We start from the raw sequence: 17,355 nt of genomic DNA on the forward strand, positions 1-17,355 counted from the left end.
GACATTCGACAACAGGACCACTAGCCTGGCCTTTGTTGTCGGATGACAAGGTATCCTGCCTACCGGGAGCTCTCCGATGTCAGAGACGACTCGCGAGCGGCCTCGCCGCCCGTGGCGCGGGGCGGCGGCCGCCCGCCTGCTGCGGGGCACCCTTCTCGCCGCCGTCGCCGCCTGCGGGCCGGTCGGCGGACCCGCTCCCGCCGCGCACGGCGTGGAGTACCGCGGCGGCCGCTGGTTCGACGGCACCCGCTTCGTGCCGCGCACGATGTACGTGGTGGACGGCGTCTTCCGCTCCCGGGCGCCGGCGCGCGTGGACTCGGTGGTGGACCTGGCGGGCGGGTACGTGGTGCCGCCGTTCGCGGACGCGCACCAGCACCTCCTCGACCCGCGGATCGGCCCCACCGTCGCCGCGTACCTGCGCGACGGGATCTTCTACGTGAAGGACCAGGGGAACGCGCCGATCATGCGGCGCCTGATCGACCCCGCGCTGAACCGCCCCACCTCGATCGACTACATCAGCGCCAACCAGGCGTGGACCTCTCCCGGCGGGCACCCCGTGGAGGTCATCCGGCGCGGCGTGGCGATGGGCGGGCCGATCGCGGCGTTCATCCGCGACAGCCTGGACCCGGGGACAGTGATGCAGGTGGACACCCGCGCCGACGTCGAGCGGCGCTGGCCGTACTTCCTGGCCGGGCGCCCCGACTTCGTGAAGGTGCACCTGCTCCGCTCGGAGGACTACGCGCGGCTGCGAGCCGACCCGCGCGCCGAGGGGAACCGGGGGATGGATCCGGCGCTCGTCCCGGAGATCGTCCGGCTCGCGCACCGCGCGGGGCTGCAGGTCTCCGCGCACGTCTACACCGCGCAGGACTTCCGCAACGCCCTCGAGGGCGGCGTCGACCAGATCGCGCACCTTCCCGGCGGGCGCGGCGACGCCGCTCCCTTCCTCCTCACCGACACCGACGCGGCGCGCGCCGCGGCCCGCCACGTCACCGTCGTCACCACGGTGACCCAGCACGGCGACAGCGCGCTGACCGACCGGCTGATCCGGGACCAGTACACGCACAACATCGACGTCCTGCGCCGCCACGGCGTTCCCCTCCTGCTCGGCAGCGACAAGTTCGGCGGCACGGCGGCCATCGAAGCCGCAGCGCTGGCCCGCTCGGGGCTGTTCGGCAACCTGGAGCTCCTGCGCATGTGGAGCGTGACCACGCCCCGCGCCATATTTCCCGCCCGGCGGATCGGCGCGCTGGCCGACGGCTACGAGGCCAGCTTCCTGGTACTCGCCGCCGACCCGCTGGCGGACTTCCGCGCCACCCGTACGATCGTGCTGCGCGTCAAGCAGGGCGTGCCGATCCGCCTGGCGCCGTAGGTTCCATCGCACGACCAAGCAAGTAGTCCCAAGTCCTGAGTCCTAAGTCCTAAGTGATTAAATTCAAGCAAGATGCGGGGCTCGTTCACCCAGGACTTGGCGACTCGGGACTTAGGACTTAGGACTTGGGACTTAGAACTTGGGACTTAGAACTTGGGACTTAGGACTCAGGACTTAGGACTCAGGACTTAGGACTCGTGAATCCGGCAGAACTTCTGAGCACCTGCCTGGGATATACCACCGCTTTCGCGAAGGGCGCCGCCATGGGTGAAGCCGTCGATCTGCTGCAGGGCACGCTCGACCTCCTGATCCTCAAGACGCTGGCCCTGGGGCCGCTGCACGGCTGGGGGATCTCCAAGCGCGTGCGCCAGCTCTCCGAAGACGCGCTGCAGGTGCACCAGGGATCGCTCTACCCCGCGCTGTACCGGCTGGAGGACCGGGGGTGGATCGAGGCCGAGTGGGGGACCTCGCCCGAGGGGCGCCGCGTCAAGTTCTACCGCCTGACCGACGGCGGCCGGCGCGCATTCGCCGACGAGCGGGCGAGCTGGCGGACGTTCGTGGCGGCGGTGGAGCAGGTGCTCCAGGCTACCTGAGGCGCGCCATGGAAGCACTCCCGCGGTGGCTGCGCCGCCTCTCGCGCCTGGCGCACAGGCGGCGCCTGGAGCGCGAGATGGACGACGAGATGCGCTTCCACGTGGAGATGGAGGCCGCGGAGCTCGTGCGCGAGGGGATGCCGCCGGCCGAGGCCCGCCGCCAGGCGCTGCTCCGCTTCGGCGGCGTGGAGCGGTTCAAGGAGGAGGCGCGCGACGCCTGGCCGCTGCGCGGGGCCGAGCGCGTGCTGGCCGACCTGCGCTACGCGCTGCGCTCCCTGCGCCGCGCCCGCGGCTTCACCACGGCGGCGGTGCTTGCGCTGGCGCTGGGGATCGGCGCCAACGCCGCCGTGTTCGGCACCGTGGACTCCATTGCCTTCCGCCCGCTGGCCGCGCGCGCGCCGGAGGAGCTGGTGGCGCTCTACGGCGTGCAGGGCGAAGCCGGGCTGCTGAACTTCTCCTGGCCCGCCTTCCAGGACTTCCGCCGCGGCGCCGCCGCCTTCTCCGACCTCGCGGCCTTCACCGAGGGTCCGGTGAGCCTGGGCGGGCGGACCGAGCCCGAGATCGCCTGGGCCGTGCACGCGAGCGACAACTACTTCACCCTGCTGGGGGTGAAGCCGGCGCTGGGTGCCTTCTTCGGGCCGGGCGACCTGGATGCGCCGGTGGTGGTGCTGAGCCACGCGCTCTGGCTGCGGCGCTTCGGCGGCTACCCCGACGTGGTGGGGCGCACGCTGCCCGTGAACGGCACCCCCTTCACCGTGGTGGGCGTGGCACCCGCCCAGTTCACCGGCACCCGCCTCTTCACCTACGAGCCGAGCGTGTGGCTCCCGGCGGGGATGCACGCCAATACGATCCCCGGGAGCGCGGGGCTGCTGGCCAGGCACGACGCGGCGCGCTTCATCCTGCTGGGGCGGCTGCGTCCCGGGGTGACGCCGGCCCGGGCGCGCGCCGGCGCCGACGCGGTGGCGCGGCGGCTGGCGGCAGAGCATCCCGAGCTGTACCGGGGGCTGCGCACCCGGCTGGTCTCCAACCGGACGCCGATCAACCCCTGGCTGGCGCCCCCCGCGCGGATCGCCGCCGCCGCGCGGATGGTGCTGCTGGGCGTGGCGCTGGTGCTGCTGATCGCCTGCGCCGACGTGGCCATCCTGCTGCTGGCGCGCATGACGGTGCGCCGCCGCGAGATGGCGATCCGGCTGTCGCTGGGCGCCTCGCGGAGGCGGCTGGTGCAGCAGCTGCTCACCGAGAGCGTGGCGCTGGCCGCCCTGGGTGCCGCGGCGGCGCTCCCCGTGGCCTGGCTGGCGATGCGCGGCGTGCAGCGGCTGTTTCCCCGCCTGGAGTACGCCTCCACCCTCCGCCCCGCCGCCGGCGCGCGGGTGTTCGCGTACGCGGCGCTGCTGGCCCTGGGCGCGGCCGTGGTGTTCGGCCTGGCCCCCGCGCTCCAGGCCTGCCGGCGGAGCCCGGCGCCCGGGCTGCGCGGGGGCGAGGCCGGACCCGGCGGGCGGAGGCCAGGGCTGCGCGAGCTGCTGGTGGTGGCCCAGGTGGCGCTCTCGGTGCTGGTGCTGGTGAGCGCGGGGCTCTTCCTGCGCAGCCTGCGCCAGGCGCGCTCCCTCGACCCCGGCTTCGCGGTCGACGGCGCGCTGGCCTTCACCCTCGACCCGCGGCTCGCGCCGGCGTACGACAGCGCGCGCAGCCGGCTCGTCTACGCGCGCGTGCTGGGCCGGCTGGCGGAGCTCCCCGGCGTGCGGGCGGTGGGGCGCGCGGCGTCGGTGCCGCTGGACGGGAACAGCGCGGTGGTACGGGTCTTCGCCGACGGCGCGCCGGCCGATCCGGAGCGCGCTCCCGTGGCCGAGTACATCCTTAGCGGGCCCGGCTGGTTCCGCGCGATCGGCACCCCGCTCGTGGCGGGACGCGACTTCGTGGCGGCCGACACCGGCGCCCGCAGCGAGCCCGTGGTGGTCAACGAGGTGCTGGCGCGCCGGCTCTGGCCGGGGGAGCCGGCGGTGGGGAAGCGGCTGCGCCTGGATTCGGCCGCGGGTCCGCCGCTGGAGGTGGTGGGCGTGGCGCGCGCGTCGAAGTACCGCGCCCTCGGCGAGGCGCCGCGCGCGGCCGTCTGGCGCGACCTGGACCGCGCCGCGCGCTCGCGCAGCACCGTGGTGGTGCGTGCCGCCGGCAACGAGGCCGCGCTCCTTCCCGCGGTGCGTGCCGCGGTGCGCGAGGCCGACCCCGCGCTTCCCCTGATCGGGCTCGGCACGCTGCGCGAACGCGTGTCGGTGGCGTACGCCGCGGTGCGGAGCGGTGCCTCGGCCGCGCTCGGCTTCGGCGTCCTGGCCGTGCTGCTGGCGGCCTCGGGGATCTACGGGGTGGTCTCCTACGACGTCACCCAGCGCCGGCGCGAGATCGCCATCCGGATGGCGCTCGGCGCCGGGCGGGCGGCGGTGGTGCGCCTGGTGGTGGGGCGCGCGCTGCGGCTGGCGCTGGCGGGCACGGTGCTGGGATTGCTGGGGGCGGTCGCCGTTCCCACCGGGATCGAGCGCATGCTCTTCGGCGTCTCGCGCACCGACCCGCTCGCGCTCGCCGCCTCGGTGGTCCTCTTCTGCGCGATCGCGGCGCTGGCGGCGTTCCTCCCGGCGCAGCGGGCGGCGCGCCTCGACCCGATGCGCGTGCTGCGCCTGGAGTAGACGAACACCGTCGTGCCGGATCCCGGAAAACAACGGGCCTCACGCGGAGACGCGGAGAACTGCGGAAGACGATGACCGCGGTTCTCTCCGCGACTCCGCGTGATATAAAATCCAAAAACAACAGGTCTCACGCAGAGCAGCAGAGGCAGCTGAGGTGAGTTCTCTGCTGCCTCCGCTGCTCTGCGACGGCAGGCGCATTGCGCCGTGATGCACCGTCAGCGTATCGCGTCATAGTCACTGCGTGGGTTCGGAACCCGGGACGAGATCGAGCACGACGCCGGGTGGGCTGTCATGCCATGCGACGAGGGGAATGCCGAGTTCCCGGAGGGCGATAGTTCGCACCCTTCAAACGGTTTCCTTAATCGCGACGGCATCCTCGTCCTCTCGGGCCGAATGGCGTCGCGACTCGGCCAGTACCATTCCTTCACGAAGCCAGCGGCGCACAGCGGCCCAATCCTCAGGCCTTCCCCGCGCTCATGAAGGACGACCTCGCACGCAAATCGCCTGTACTTTGGGCGCAAGGCTCTCGAACATTCTCCTGGGCCTTGGACATGCGGTAGAATGGCATCCACTCAGCCCGTTGTGGGAATTCTGATCGCGCATGGCTCTGAGGTACTTGCAAAGACGCGCCGAGTTGAGCGCGAAGTCCCCCGGCGTGTACATGCCGCCGCACGCGCATAGGCATCTCGGCGTCAGCGTGCTTGCCGCCGTGTGCCTGCTCGTGTCGTGCGTCGCCCCCGCCTCCGCTCCGCTCGCGCTGACCGCTTCCCCGTCCGCCGAGGGAGTACGCGCCGCCGTTCGATCCGCCGTGGGCTACGAGCGCCTGCGCTCGCTCGGCAACGGGTTCGAGATCGTGGAGACGGATTCCGCGGACCGCGACACCGTCGTCTACCGCTTCGGACTGGAAGGCGAGTTGATGCGGCTGCAGGGCGGCGCACCGTCAGCCGATCTCGGGTTCGACGGCCGCTTCGCCTGGCAGGTGACCGCGCGCAGCCAGGGCGTGGCCGACCCGCTGTCGCAGCGCAACCGCGAGAAGCTGCTGACGCCGTTGTGGGTGCGCGGTGATTGGTGGCTGGACGAGCGGGCGCCGTTCGACTTCGCGACGGTGGATTCGCTCTCCGACGCCTCGCGGGTCGCGCTGTCGCTGAGGGCGCCCGGCGGCCTGGTGGGGAGCACCCTCTTCGTCGACCGCGCGACCTCACTGCCGGCGGAACTGGTGGTGGAGTACGAGCGCGGGCCCAACCGCATCGTCTACGGCGACTGGCGATCGGTGCTCGGGTTCCGCGTGCCTTTCCGCGTGATGGCGACGTACGCCGGCAGCACGTCCAGCCGCCGCGTCGTGGCCGTGCGCCCGCTGGCGGAGCCGGCGCGGACGGCGTTCGCGGTGCCGCCGCTGCCGCCCGGTATCACCTTCGACGACGCGCAGCCCGCCGCGCTGCGGGTGGCGCGCGCGGCGCCGTACGCGGACGGCACGCCGGGACACGTGTTCGTGCGGCCGCGGGTGGACGGCCGCGAGGTGGGGTGGTGGAACTTCGACAGCGGGGCCGAGGGAATGACGATCGACGCCGCCCTGGCGGACTCGCTCGGGCTGCCGGTGGTCGGGCGCACCGCCGTCACCGGCGCCGACGGCCGCCGGCGCGAGGCCACCATCCGCCGCGCGCGCACCTTCACGCTCGGCCGGCTGACCTACCGCGATCCCCTGCTGCTGGCCGAGGACCTGTCCGCGACCACGGCGCCGCCGGGGACGAAGCGTGGCGGCGTGGTCGGCTATCCCGTCTTCCGCCGCGGCGTGGTGGAGTTCGCCGCCGGCGGCGACTCGGTGGCGCTGTACAACCCGGCGACGTACTCGCTCCTGGATAGAGGGCGCTGGGCGGCGCTGTCGTTCATCGACCTGACGCCGGCGGCGTGCGCGGGGCTGGAGGGCGGCCGGCGCGGGCTCTTCCAGCTCGACACCGGCGCCGGTGGCACGGTCAGCTTCTACGCCGCGTTCGTGGCGAGGGAGAACCTGCTCGCCGGGCGCGACACGCAGACGGTCACCAGCACGGGCACGGGCGGGACGTTCCGCACCACCGAGGGCCACCTGGAGTGGTTCGAGTTGGCCGGACGTCGCTGGGAGCGGCCTCTCGTCGAGTTCCGCACCGGCGGGTTCAGCCGCGAGGGTGGGGCGGGGGTGATCGGGAGAGAATTCCTGCGGGCGTTCACCGTCGTCTTCGACTACCCGCACCTCCGCCTGGCGCTGCTGCCGGCGGATGGAACGGCCGCCGGCGAAGACGTGGTGCGGTCGCTGGAGCGGTGCCGTTGAGGCCGCGGTGTCCGGGTCCGCGTCCGAGACGACTCTCGCACGGCCACGGCGTCGCTCAGCGGCGAGCGGCGCTCGCGGTGGCCGGGCTCACGGCGCAGGGACCGTGTAGCCCGTCACCACCGCCTTCATCACCCCCCGCGCGCGGTTCGACACCAGGCTTCCCGGTTGTCGTAGATGCGGCTTCAACCGCTTGGCCCGGCCGACGTAGACGCGCTCGGCGCCGGGCGGATTTCTGCGATAAACACTCCATCTTCATTGATGATGCGGCGGTGACAATCTGGAAATGCACATTCATTCCCGGATTTGAGGTACAATTCCCGTAGCGTGTCATTGGTTGGAGTCAATCGCTTAGGTGTTTCACTCATCTGATAATCGATCGTGGAAACTGGTGCACCTCAGCCCCACGGCAGATTTGCCATGGGGCTGAGTTGGTGCAACCGTTACACGTGACGCGGGCAGCAGCCCCCGGTTGAAGTTTTACTCCACCGTCACGCTCTTGGCCAGGTTGCGCGGCTGGTCGACGTTGGTGCCGCGCAGCACGGCGATGTGGTAGGCCAGCTGCTGCAGCGGCACGCTGGCCAGGATCGGCGTCAGCGCGTCGTGCGTGCGCGGGATGCGGATCACGTGATCCACCACCTTGTCCAGCTCGGTGTCGTCCTCGCTGATCACGCCGATGATGCACCCGCCGCGCGCCTTCACCTCGTCGATGTTGCTGCGCACCTTGTCGTAGACCGCGTCGCGCGGCGCGATCACCACCACCGGCATCTGCTCGTCGATCAGCGCGATGGGGCCGTGCTTCATCTCCGCGGCCGGGTATCCTTCCGCATGGATGTAGCTGATCTCCTTCAGCTTCAGCGCCCCCTCCAGCGCCGCCGGGAAGTTGTAGCCGCGGCCCAGGTACAGGAAGTTGCGGCTGTCCTTGTATTCCAGCGCCAGCTTCTTGATCTCCTCTTCCTGCTGCAGCAGCTGCGCGACCTGCTCGGGAAGCTGCTGCAGCGCGCGCACGATCTCGCGCCCGCGGCTGGCGGTGAGCGTCCCCCGCAGGCGGCCGAGGTGCACGGTCATCATCGCCAGGACGACAACCTGCGAGGTGAACGCCTTGGTCGACGCCACGCCGATCTCCGGGCCCGCGTGCAGGTACACGCCGGCGTCGGTCTCGCGCGCGATGGTGCTGCCGACCACGTTCACGATCCCCAGCGTGGTGCTTCCCTGGCTCTTGGCCTCGCGCATGGCCCAGAGGGTGTCGGCGGTCTCGCCGCTCTGGGAGATGGAGATGCAGAGCGTGTTGGGCTCCACCACGGGGCGGCGGTAGCGGAACTCGCTGGCGTACTCCACGTCGGTGGGGATGCGGGCGATGTCCTCGAGCATGTACTCGCCGATCAGCCCGCTGTGCCAGCTGGTGCCGCACCCCAGGATGATGATCCGCTCGGTCTCGATCAGCTCCTCGTCCATCCCCGTCAGCCCGCCCAGCTTGACGTTCCCCTCCTCCTCCAGCAGCCGGCCGCGCATGGTCTCACGGAGCGTGTCGGGCTGCTCCATGATCTCCTTGAGCATGAAGTGCTCGTAGCCGCCGCGCTCCACCTCGTCCAGGTCCCAGTCCACGCGGCTGATGGGGCGGCTGACGGGCCCCACGTTGTGGCGGTGGACGGTGTAGCCGTTCTCGGTCACCGTCACCATGTCGCCGTCGTCCAGGTAGATCACGTCGCGCGTGTGGGCGATCACCGCCGCCGCGTCGCTGGCCACGAACGTCTCGCCGTTCTCGCCCACGCCGACCAGGAGCGGGCTGCCGAGGCGCGCGGCCACGATCTTCCCCGGGTCCTTCGACGAGATCACGGCGATCCCGTACGTCCCCTCGATCTGCTGCAGCGCGGCCTCCACGGCGCGCTCCAGCTTGCCGGCGCGGCCGCCGTCCTCGGTGATGCCGCTGTTGAAGATGTCCTCGATCAGGTGGACCAGGACCTCGGTGTCGGTGTCGCTGGCGAAGGTGTGCCCGCGCTCCTGCAGCTTCCGCTTGAGCGCCGCCGCGTTCTCGATGATCCCGTTGTGGACCACGGCGAAGTCGCCCTTCTCCGACACGTGCGGGTGGGCGTTGCGCTGGTTGGGCGGGCCGTGCGTGGCCCAGCGCGTGTGGGCGATCCCGTAGACGCCCTCGACCGGGTCGCTGGAGATGAGCTTCTCGAGCTCGGCGATCTTCCCGGCTTCCTTGCGGACCAGGAGGTGGCCGTTCTTGGCGACGGCGATGCCGGCCGAGTCGTAGCCGCGGTACTCCAGCCGCTTGAGCCCCTGGATCAGGAGCGGGGCGACCTGCTGGTCGCCGATGTATCCCACGATCCCGCACATAGGCGTGTCCTTCGCGTGGATTGTGTGTCCGGCACTGCGTGTTGAACCGACACTGACGGCAACTGCGACTGCGGATTGGGGAAGATCCCCGGCCTGTCTCTCTGCACCCCTCGTACCGCTGGGACTGAGTGCCCAGTGCCCAGTGCCAAGTGCCCAGTAACTGAATCGTGAACCGGCTGGCGGTATCTACCTCACGCGGGCTTCCCGGCGGCTCCAGATCACGTCATGCACCGACCCACTGGGCACTGGGCACTGGGCACTGGGCACTGGGCACTGGGCACTGGGCACTGGGCACTGGGCACTGGGCACTGGGGTTCACTCCGGCAGCGCCGCCCGCAGCGTATCCACCAGCCCCTGCGCCTCGTCGCGCGTGGGGGCTTCGCAGATGATGCGGACGATCGGCTCCGTCCCCGACGGGCGGAGATGCGCCCAGCTCTTCTTCTCCGGCCAGGAGAGGCGCAGCCCGTCCTGCCGGTCCGCCTCGGCCTCGGGGAAGCGCGCCGCCAGCGCGTCGTAGACGGCGTCGAGCGGCTGGCCGGGGCGCGGCAGCTTTTCCTTCACGATCTCGTAGCGGCCGATCTCCGCCGCCAGCTCGCTCAGCGGCTGCCCCGTCTCCGCCAGCAGCTGCAGCACCAGCGCGGCCGCGACCGGCGCGTCGCGCGTCAGGTGCACGTCGGGGAGGATCACCCCGCCGTTCCCCTCGCCGCCGACGGTGGCGTTCTCCGCTTGCATCCGCCGCGCCACGTTGATCTCGCCCACCGGCGCGCGGAAGAGCGGCACGCCGGCCTTCGCGGCCACGTCGTCCATCAGGCGGCTGGTGGAGAGGTTGGTGACCAGCGCGCCCGGCCGGTGGCGCAGCACCAGCGCCGAGGCGAGGGCGAGCGTGTAGTCCTCGCCGATCGCCTTCCCCTGCTCGGAGACGAGGGAGAGGCGGTCCACGTCCGGGTCCGTCGCCAGGCCGACCGCGGCGCCGGTGCGGCGGACCAGCGCCTCCAGCTCGCCCAGGTTCTCCGCGACGGGCTCGGGCTCGCGCGGGAAGAGGCCGTCGGTCTCCAGGTTGATCGCGTCGACGGTGCAGCCGAGCGCCTCGAGCAGCCGCGGGAAGATCGTCCCCCCCGCGCCGCGCACGCAGTCGAGCGCAACGTGGTAGCGCATCGAGCGGATCCGCTCCACGTCGAGGAAGGGGATGGCCAGGATGCGCTGGACGTGGCGCTCGGCGGCGCCCTCGTCCGCGCGCCATCCCCCCAGCTCCTGCCAGGTCGCGCGCGGGATCTCGCCGTCCAGCAGCGCGCGCATCTCCTTCCCCTCGTCGGCGTCCAGGAACATCCCGCTGGGGCCGATGAACTTCAGCGCGTTCCACTCGATGGGATTGTGGCTCGCGGTGACGGCCAATCCCCCCGCCGCCTTCAGGTCCTCCACCGCCAGCTGCACGCTCGGCGTGGCGGCGATGCCCACGTCCACCACGTCGCAGCCGGCGGCCTGCAGCGCGGCGGTGGCGGCGCGCGCGAACATCGCCCCGGAGACGCGGCTGTCGCGGCCGATCACCACCGTCTTCCCCGGCCCGCGGCGCCGCGCGTATGCGCCGAACGCGGCCGCGAACCAAGCGATCACCTCCGGCGTCAGCCCGTCGCCCACGCGCCCGCGGACGCCGGAGACGCTCACCATCAGCTTCGAAGTATCCAGCATCCCACTCGCACCCAGAGTTCAAGATCTGTCTTGCCCCACCGCCCGGCGCCGCCTCCGCGCGGACTGCGGGGAAGGTCATGACGCGCTCTGCAACCTTCCACGCGGTCCTCGGACTCACGAGAGCCCGGGGAATCGCGGGATACCGCGGCCGCAGTCCCGAAGGGACTTTGTGCCGTTGTTGCCGCGAATTCATTCGCCCGGCATATCCCGGCGCCGCCGCTCACTCAGCACTCAGCACTCAGCACTCAGCACTCAGCACTCAGCACTCAGCACTCAGCGGGGACAAAAGTCGCGCCGCGGGCACGGAGTGCCGGGGGCGCGACGGGGCGGTGAATGTCGGGGCCGCCGTGCGCTCCGTCAAGGCAAACAGATGAGTGAAAGCGGGGTGGCGATTGCAAGAACGGTTCTCGTCTTGCGTTCGGCGCGCCGAACGGTAGGTTGGCGCGCCGTATGCCGGCGCGGACCCCCACATCGGACCCAACGTGACGCAGCCGCTGGACTCCCTGCTGACGGCCACCGCGCGGCTCGCCCCCGAGCGCATGGCCCTGGCCGCCGACGCGCCCGCCACCTGGTTCGAGCTGGAGCGCCGGGTCCGCGACTTCGCCGACGCGCTGCGGGGGATGGGGGTCAACGGCGGCCGCCTGGGCCTTCTCCTCCCCAACGTCCCCGCCTTTCCCACCGCCTTCTTCGGCACCCTGCGCGCGGGCGCCGGCGCGGTGATGCTCAACCCCCTCCTCTCCCCGCGCGAGACCGGCGAGTACCTGGCCGACGCCCGCGCGCGCGGGGTGATCACCATCGAGGCGCTCGAGCACCTCGTCCCCACCGGCATCCCCAAGCTGTGCGTGGACGCGGCCGATGGCGCGCTGGAGACGGAGTGGGACCTCCGCCCGCGCGACGCCGAGCTCGACGGACCGCTCCCGCGCGGCGACCGCGAGGCCGTCGTCATCCACACCTCGGCGATGGACGGGTGGGCGCGCGGGGCGCGGCTCACGCACCGCAACCTCGTCTCCAACCTGAACGGGGTGATCGAGGCGATGCAGCTGACCGCCGACGACTGCGTGCTGGGGCTGCTCCCGTGGGTGCACGCGTTCGGGTTGACGGTGACGCTGAACGCGCCCGTGGCGGCGGGCGCGCGGATGGTGCCGGTGGAGCGCTTCCACCCCGCGAAGGTGCTGGGCTGGCTGGAGTCGGAGTGCGCCACGGTGATCTCCGGCGTTCCCGCGATGTTCGTCGCCCTCGTCTCCGCGGCCGAGAAGCACGGCGTGCCCATGCACCGGCTGCGCATCGCCATCTGCGGCGGCGCGCCGCTGCGGGGCGAGGTGGCGCGGCGCTTCGAGGACACCTTCGGCATCCCCCTGCGCGAGGGCTACGGGATCACCGAGTGCTCGCCCGTGGTCCTGTTCAACCGCGTCGACCGCCCGAACCGCCCGGGGACGCTCGGCTATCCCTTCCCCGGCGTGGACGTGACGCTCCGCGACGCGCGGGGCGGGATGGTGCCGCCGGGCGAGCCGGGGGAGATCTGCGTGGAGGGCGCCGGCGTGTTCGCGGGCTACGTGGGCGACGAGGGGCGCGACCCGGCGGTGTTCTGGGACGGCGCCTTCCGCACCGGCGACCTGGGCGTGGCCGAACCGGACGGCGCCGTGCGCTTCCGCGGCGTGCAGAAGCGCATGTTCACCCGCGCGGGCTTCAACGTCTATCCGCGCGAGGTGGAGCGCGCGCTGACGGCCGACCCGCGCATCGCCGAGGCGTGGGTCACCGCCGCGCCCGACCCGGTGAAGGAGAACGAGGTCGTCCTCACCGTCGTCCCCGCCGACGACGCCGAGCTCGACGAGGCCGCGGTGAAGCTGATCTGCCGCGAGCGCCTGGCCGCCTACAAGCAGCCCGGCGTCATCACCATCGAAAACTGAACCTGAAAACAGCAGGTCTCACGCAGAGGAGCAGAGGCAGCAGAGAACTCACCTCTGCTGCCTCTGCTCCTCTGCGTGAGGCAAAATCGTCTCTGGAGATTCAGAACCAGCGCGTCCAGTTGCTGGTGTAGCGCATGTCGCGGCCGCGGCCATAGCGGTGCACGTCCATCCCCGCCTCGTCGCTGTCGGGGGTGAAGCGCGGATGGTACTCCTCCGGCCGCATCCCCTCCATCTGCCAGCGCCGCCGCGCGCCGTAGCCTTCGTCGTAGCCGCCGCGCGCGTATCCCCCGCGGAAGCCGGGGTCGTATCCCCGATCGTAGCCGCCGTAGCCGCGCGGCGCCCCGCGGTATCCGCCATCGTACCCGGCCTGCATCCGCTTCTGGTCGATCAGCCCCCACGGGCGGTCGTCCAGCGCCGCGCGCGAGTAGGGGCGGCCCAGGAAGTCCGTCTCGCCCGGCATCGGGTGCTGGTTCTCCGACGGGTGCGCGGTGGGCCCGAACGCCGTGGGCACGTCGTGCCACCCCATCCGCCCGGCATCGCGCCCGCGGCGGCCCTGCGGCGGTCCCGCGTGCCGCTCGCGCCCGCGGAACATCTCGTCGTAGCGCGGCATCCCCGCCATCCGCCCGCCCTGCCAGCCGCCGAAGTCGCGGCCGTATCCCCGGTCGTACCGCATCGTCTCCCTCCCTGCGTTCACACCGCCCGCCATTGGGCGGCAGGCCGGGGGAGACCGGCAACGTCCGGGCCAGAAACCCGGCCGATCAGCACCCGCCCGCGTCGGCGATCGAGCGCCACCCGTCCGGGCCGCGGCGGAGGATGCTGTACTGCTGGGGGTGCGGCCCGCCGGAACCGGTGAAGATCTCGGGCACGCCGTCGCGGTCCAGGTCCAGCACGTCGAGCAGCACCGGCGCGTTCGCGTCGTCACCGAACTCGCGCCAGTACAGCGCGGGGCGATACGCATCCCCCTCGCCTTCCGCCAGCACGAAGATCGCCCACGCGACGGTGCCGATCACGTCGTCCATGCGGCGATACGCCGAGCCGGCGAGCACCGTCGCGCCGCCGGGGAGCGGGCTCGCGTCGACGGCGACGCTCACGCCCTCGTCCCACGTCGAGCCGTGCGCGTCCGCGCTGTCGCGCAGCAGCGCCGTCATCGCGCGCCGCTCTGCGGGCGTGGGGCGGCGCCGCGGCGCGGGGCCGGCGGGGAGCTCGAGGTCGGTCGCCAGCCCCGACCAATACGGCGGCAGGCCGCGCGGAACGTGGGCGTTCACGCCGGGGGCACACCCGATTCTCCCGCCGATCACCTCCATCCGCCCCGCCGGACGGCCGGCGCGAAGGAGCGTGTACGCGTGCCCGTCGTCCAGCCATCGCCGCGCGAAGGGAAACTCCGGCGCCGGCATGGCCGACGGCATGCGCGGCCGGCGCAGCTCGCCGTTCGGCTTCACCAGCACGATGGCGTCGGCGTCCGCCCAACCTCGGTGGGCGTCGCGGACCGCCAGGACCAGGTGGTCGCCCGCGCCACCGGTGTCCGCGGCGAGCTCGGGTGCGCCGTGGTCGGCCGCGCGCCCGCTCGACTCGTGCGACACGGGCGACTCGGCGTAGAACACGTCCGTGTCCGGCGCCGCTGCGGCCGGCGACGTCGGAGGAGGCGCGGCGGCGGCTCGTCGCGCGGGCGGCGGCCGGTCGTGCCCGCACGCCGCCACGGCGATGAACAGCAGGGGGATGGCGATGCGGTGGCTCGTCAGCATCCGGGCCCTCCCCAGAGAATCTCCCACTGGTCCGCGCGGCGCTGGATCACCTGGTAGAGGGGATACTGCCCCAGGTTGCTGGTGACGAGCTCGGGGATGCCGTCACCGTCGAGGTCGACGACGTCGAAGAGCGCCGTGTAGTACGCCTCGTCGGAGTCGCCGGTGACGGTGAGCACCGGCTGCCAGCGGCCGTCCACGCGCTCGGCCACGATGAACGCGCCCCACGCCACCGGCGTGCCGTGCGTCCACTCCGGCCACGATGACCCGACCAGCGCCGTGCCGCCGTCCGGCATCGCCACCGCGTCGATGCGCTTCCGCGGCGCGTCCACCCACCGGACGGTGTCGTACGCCTGGATCGTCTCGCGCAGCAACGCCTCCATCGCCGCGCGCTCGGCGGGCGTGGGCGGGCGGCGCAGCGGCGGGCCGGGCGGGACGGGGCGATCCGTCGCCAGCGCGGACCACTCCTCCGGCGCCGACGCACCCCCGAGCACCTCGGCGGACGAGTCGCCGCCGCAGGTGGGCTGGCGCTCGCCGGCGACCACCCGGCCCGCGGGGCGGCCAGCCTCCAGCAGCGTGAGCGGGTGCGCGCGGCCGAAGCGCGAGAGGTCGCCCTCCGGCGGGCGGAACGCGTCGGCGCCGAGCCCGCCGGAGTCCGCGACCTGCGCCAGGACGATGATCCGCGCATCGCCGCGGTACGACTCCACGGCGGCGAGCGTGCGGAAGGGCATGGCCTGGATCACGATCGCCGAGTCGCCGCCGGCCGCGATGGACGGAGCCGGACGGCGATCGCACGCGGCGAGGGGGACGAGCAGGAGGGAGACGGCGACGCGGCGGAGGATCAGCATCCCCCGCCGTGCGCGTCGTAGACCGCGGTCCATCCACCGGCGGCGCGGCGGTAGATGGTGTACTGCGACCACTCGCTGTAGCCCGTGCGCGTCACCAGCTCGGGCGACCCGTCGCCGTCCAGGTCGGCGGCGTCGAGCAGGAGGCGGCTCATCGGCCTCTCCTCCGTGGGCGACGGCGGGACGGGCACCCAGGTGACCGCCGGCCGCCACGCGCCGCCCGCGCGCTCGGCGATCACGAACGCGGCGGCGGCCGGCGGCGCGTCCGCCTCGTCGCCGCGCAGCTCGACATCCCCCGCCAGCACCTCCGCGCCGCCGGGGACGAGGATGCGCGTCACCCGCACGCTGGCGGACTCGCCCCAGCCGCTGCCGTGCTCCGTCACCGCGCGGCGCAGGAGCGCCGTCATCTCCGCCACCTCGGCGGCCGTGGCGGCGCGGCGCATCGGCGGCCCCGCCGGGATGGCGAGATCCGTCGCCAGCGCGCTCCCATCGTCAGGATGGAGCGCGGCGCCGCTCAGCTCCGCGCCGCCCGCGCCGCATCCCTCCTGGTCGGTGCTGCCGACGATCACCGTCCCCGCGGGGCGCCCGAAGTGCAGCAGCGTGTAGCGGTGGCCGCGGTCGAGCCAGCGCGCATAGAACGCATCCATCGAATCCGCCAGCGGGACGGCGCGATACCCGCCGCCCGCCGGCAGCACGGCCACAGCCTCGCCGTAGACGTGCCCTTCCTCGTTGTCGTCCACCGCGAACAGCACGTGGTCGCGCGCGGGCTGCGCCGGCGCCTGCGCGGCGGGCGGCGCCGGTGCTGGCGATGCGGGCCGCGCAGCGACGGCATCCTCCCCGCGCGCGGGCTTCGCCGCCTGGCAGGCGGTGACCGTGGCCGCGAGCAGGAGCGCGGCGGCGGAAAATGGATGGAAGGGAGACATCGGGCGGGAGGGGTGGAGGTCAGGGGGAGGCGGACTCCTCCGAGCTGCGATCGACGAAGGGCACCAGCTCGGCGTCGATCTCCTCGCTGCGCAGCCAGTCGAGCGCCGCCTCGCGCAGCTGGTTCTCGTGGTACGTGAACCATTGCTCGCGCACCTCGGGATGGGCAAGGAGCGCATCCTTGAACGACCGGAACGGCCGCCGTCTGTCGAGCGCGTCGAACAGCTCCTCGCGAATGCGCCGGTCATCCACCGTGCCGGCGAAGCGCTCCATGATCCGGAACCCCTCGTCCGACGAGAGCGACGGGATCGGCAGGTAGCGATCTTCCTTGTCCTCGTCGATCATCTTCCGGACCGCCGCGTCTTCATCCAGGAGCTCGTCTTCTTCCTCGTCCTCGTCGCTCTCGTCGTCCAGAAGATAATCCTCGTCGGTAAGGATCACCGCGCCGGTCCGGCGGTCCAGGTACCAGAGGTCCGTTCCGTCGCCGCTGTCCATCGCCATCAGCAGCTCGCCCTCGTCGATCTGGATCTTCGTCATCCCACACCTCCAGGCGTCAGGGTAAGTGACCGCGTAAAATGCGCCCCATATGCGCCTTGACGTTCTGTCAACATCGTACTAGTTTACGTCTACCACGTCGAATATCATCGCTGCGCCAACCGCCGTCTACCCCGGAGCGAAGCATGAAGCGATTCGATTCCAATGGCAGTCCCGTCACGGACGAGTCCAGAAGACGCGCCCACGAGTTCATGGAGGAACTCCGGGCCGAGCTAGAGAAGAATCCTGATCTGCTCGACGAGTTTCTTGAAGGATTGAAGGAGTTGAATCGAACCCTCGCCCGCACCGTCGCGGGGCTGGAGGAGTCGAACCGGCGCAGCGAGCACACCCGGAGGGAGATCGACGCGCTGAAGGCCGAGATCCACGCCCAGGCGAGGTGACCGTCATGTCTCTCAGCGACCTTGCCTCACAATTCAAGGCCGT

General features: G+C 72.1%; 13 protein-coding genes. 6 read left to right on the forward strand and 7 right to left on the reverse strand.

Annotation, left to right across the window (positions count from 1 at the left end):
* The first annotated feature begins 76 nt into the window (after nt 1-76).
* From VF092_12420 to VF092_12435, 4 genes are all read left to right on the forward strand, one after another.
* Nucleotides 77-1,369: an amidohydrolase family protein gene (locus tag VF092_12420; protein HEX6748090.1), complete on the forward strand. Its 1,293-nt coding sequence runs from the start codon at nt 77-79 to the stop codon at nt 1,367-1,369.
* A gap of 263 nt (nt 1,370-1,632) precedes the next feature.
* A complete protein-coding gene (locus VF092_12425; GenBank protein HEX6748091.1) occupies nt 1,633-1,962 on the forward strand; it encodes a PadR family transcriptional regulator in 330 nt (109 codons plus the stop codon).
* Nucleotides 1,963-1,970: 8 nt separating this feature from the next.
* Entirely contained in the window at nt 1,971-4,637 is a 2,667-nt protein-coding gene (locus VF092_12430) for an ABC transporter permease (GenBank protein ID HEX6748092.1), read from the forward strand.
* A 634-nt stretch (nt 4,638-5,271) separates the two neighbouring features.
* Nucleotides 5,272-6,939, forward strand: a complete 1,668-nt coding sequence (locus VF092_12435; GenBank protein HEX6748093.1) for a retropepsin-like aspartic protease — start codon at nt 5,272-5,274, stop codon at nt 6,937-6,939.
* 477 nt (nt 6,940-7,416) lie between these two features.
* On the opposite strand, the gene glmS is transcribed toward VF092_12435, so the two are convergent.
* Complete coding sequence (glmS, locus tag VF092_12440; GenBank protein ID HEX6748094.1) at nt 7,417-9,279, reverse strand: glutamine--fructose-6-phosphate transaminase (isomerizing); 1,863 nt, start codon at nt 9,277-9,279, stop codon at nt 7,417-7,419.
* Nucleotides 9,280-9,594: 315 nt separating this feature from the next.
* On the reverse strand, nt 9,595-10,965 hold the full coding sequence (gene glmM, locus VF092_12445; GenBank protein HEX6748095.1) for a phosphoglucosamine mutase: 1,371 nt from the start codon (nt 10,963-10,965) through the stop codon (nt 9,595-9,597).
* A 482-nt stretch (nt 10,966-11,447) separates the two neighbouring features.
* Between glmM and VF092_12450 the strand changes: the two genes are divergently transcribed.
* On the forward strand, nt 11,448-12,872 hold the full coding sequence (locus VF092_12450) for an AMP-binding protein (protein ID HEX6748096.1): 1,425 nt from the start codon (nt 11,448-11,450) through the stop codon (nt 12,870-12,872).
* Nucleotides 12,873-12,972: 100 nt separating this feature from the next.
* On the opposite strand, the gene VF092_12455 is transcribed toward VF092_12450, so the two are convergent.
* The 5 genes from VF092_12455 to VF092_12475 all read right to left on the reverse strand — a co-directional run bounded on the left by VF092_12455 (nt 12,973) and on the right by VF092_12475 (nt 16,914).
* A complete protein-coding gene (locus VF092_12455) occupies nt 12,973-13,545 on the reverse strand; it encodes a hypothetical protein (GenBank protein ID HEX6748097.1) in 573 nt (190 codons plus the stop codon).
* Between the two features lie 85 nt (nt 13,546-13,630).
* Nucleotides 13,631-14,614, reverse strand: a complete 984-nt coding sequence (locus VF092_12460; protein HEX6748098.1) for a hypothetical protein — start codon at nt 14,612-14,614, stop codon at nt 13,631-13,633.
* A complete protein-coding gene (locus VF092_12465; protein HEX6748099.1) occupies nt 14,608-15,459 on the reverse strand; it encodes a hypothetical protein in 852 nt (283 codons plus the stop codon). Before VF092_12465 ends, VF092_12460 begins: the two co-directional genes overlap by 7 nt.
* On the reverse strand, nt 15,453-16,379 hold the full coding sequence (locus tag VF092_12470; protein ID HEX6748100.1) for a hypothetical protein: 927 nt from the start codon (nt 16,377-16,379) through the stop codon (nt 15,453-15,455). The genes VF092_12465 and VF092_12470 overlap by 7 nt, the downstream gene beginning before the upstream one ends.
* Nucleotides 16,380-16,398: 19 nt before the next feature.
* A complete protein-coding gene (locus tag VF092_12475) occupies nt 16,399-16,914 on the reverse strand; it encodes a UPF0158 family protein (GenBank protein ID HEX6748101.1) in 516 nt (171 codons plus the stop codon).
* Nucleotides 16,915-17,057: 143 nt separating this feature from the next.
* On the opposite strand from VF092_12475, the gene VF092_12480 reads away from it, so the two are divergent.
* The gene (locus VF092_12480; GenBank protein ID HEX6748102.1) at nt 17,058-17,312 is read left to right on the forward strand and encodes a hypothetical protein; all 255 of its coding nucleotides are present in this window, start codon (nt 17,058-17,060) and stop codon (nt 17,310-17,312) included.
* Nucleotides 17,313-17,355: the final 43 nt, after the last annotated feature.

Origin of the sequence: Longimicrobium sp. (assembly GCA_036377595.1) — a bacterium.
GTDB lineage: Bacteria > Gemmatimonadota > Gemmatimonadetes > Longimicrobiales > Longimicrobiaceae > Longimicrobium.

Excerpts from the sequence above, each read along its gene's own strand:
- VF092_12420 (HEX6748090.1), top strand. The coding sequence starts at position 77 with ATGTCAGAGACGACTCGCGAGCGGCCTCGCCGCCCGTGGCGCGGGGCG.
- VF092_12425 (HEX6748091.1), top strand. The coding sequence starts at position 1,633 with ATGGGTGAAGCCGTCGATCTGCTGCAGGGCACGCTCGACCTCCTGATC.
- VF092_12430 (HEX6748092.1), top strand. The coding sequence starts at position 1,971 with ATGGAAGCACTCCCGCGGTGGCTGCGCCGCCTCTCGCGCCTGGCGCAC.
- glmS (HEX6748094.1), bottom strand. The coding sequence starts at position 9,279 with ATGTGCGGGATCGTGGGATACATCGGCGACCAGCAGGTCGCCCCGCTC.
- glmM (HEX6748095.1), bottom strand. The coding sequence starts at position 10,965 with ATGCTGGATACTTCGAAGCTGATGGTGAGCGTCTCCGGCGTCCGCGGG.
- VF092_12455 (HEX6748097.1), bottom strand. The coding sequence starts at position 13,545 with ATGCGGTACGACCGGGGATACGGCCGCGACTTCGGCGGCTGGCAGGGC.
- VF092_12460 (HEX6748098.1), bottom strand. The coding sequence starts at position 14,614 with ATGCTGACGAGCCACCGCATCGCCATCCCCCTGCTGTTCATCGCCGTG.
- VF092_12465 (HEX6748099.1), bottom strand. The coding sequence starts at position 15,459 with ATGCTGATCCTCCGCCGCGTCGCCGTCTCCCTCCTGCTCGTCCCCCTC.
- VF092_12470 (HEX6748100.1), bottom strand. The coding sequence starts at position 16,379 with ATGTCTCCCTTCCATCCATTTTCCGCCGCCGCGCTCCTGCTCGCGGCC.
- VF092_12475 (HEX6748101.1), bottom strand. The coding sequence starts at position 16,914 with ATGACGAAGATCCAGATCGACGAGGGCGAGCTGCTGATGGCGATGGAC.
- VF092_12480 (HEX6748102.1), top strand. The coding sequence starts at position 17,058 with ATGAAGCGATTCGATTCCAATGGCAGTCCCGTCACGGACGAGTCCAGA.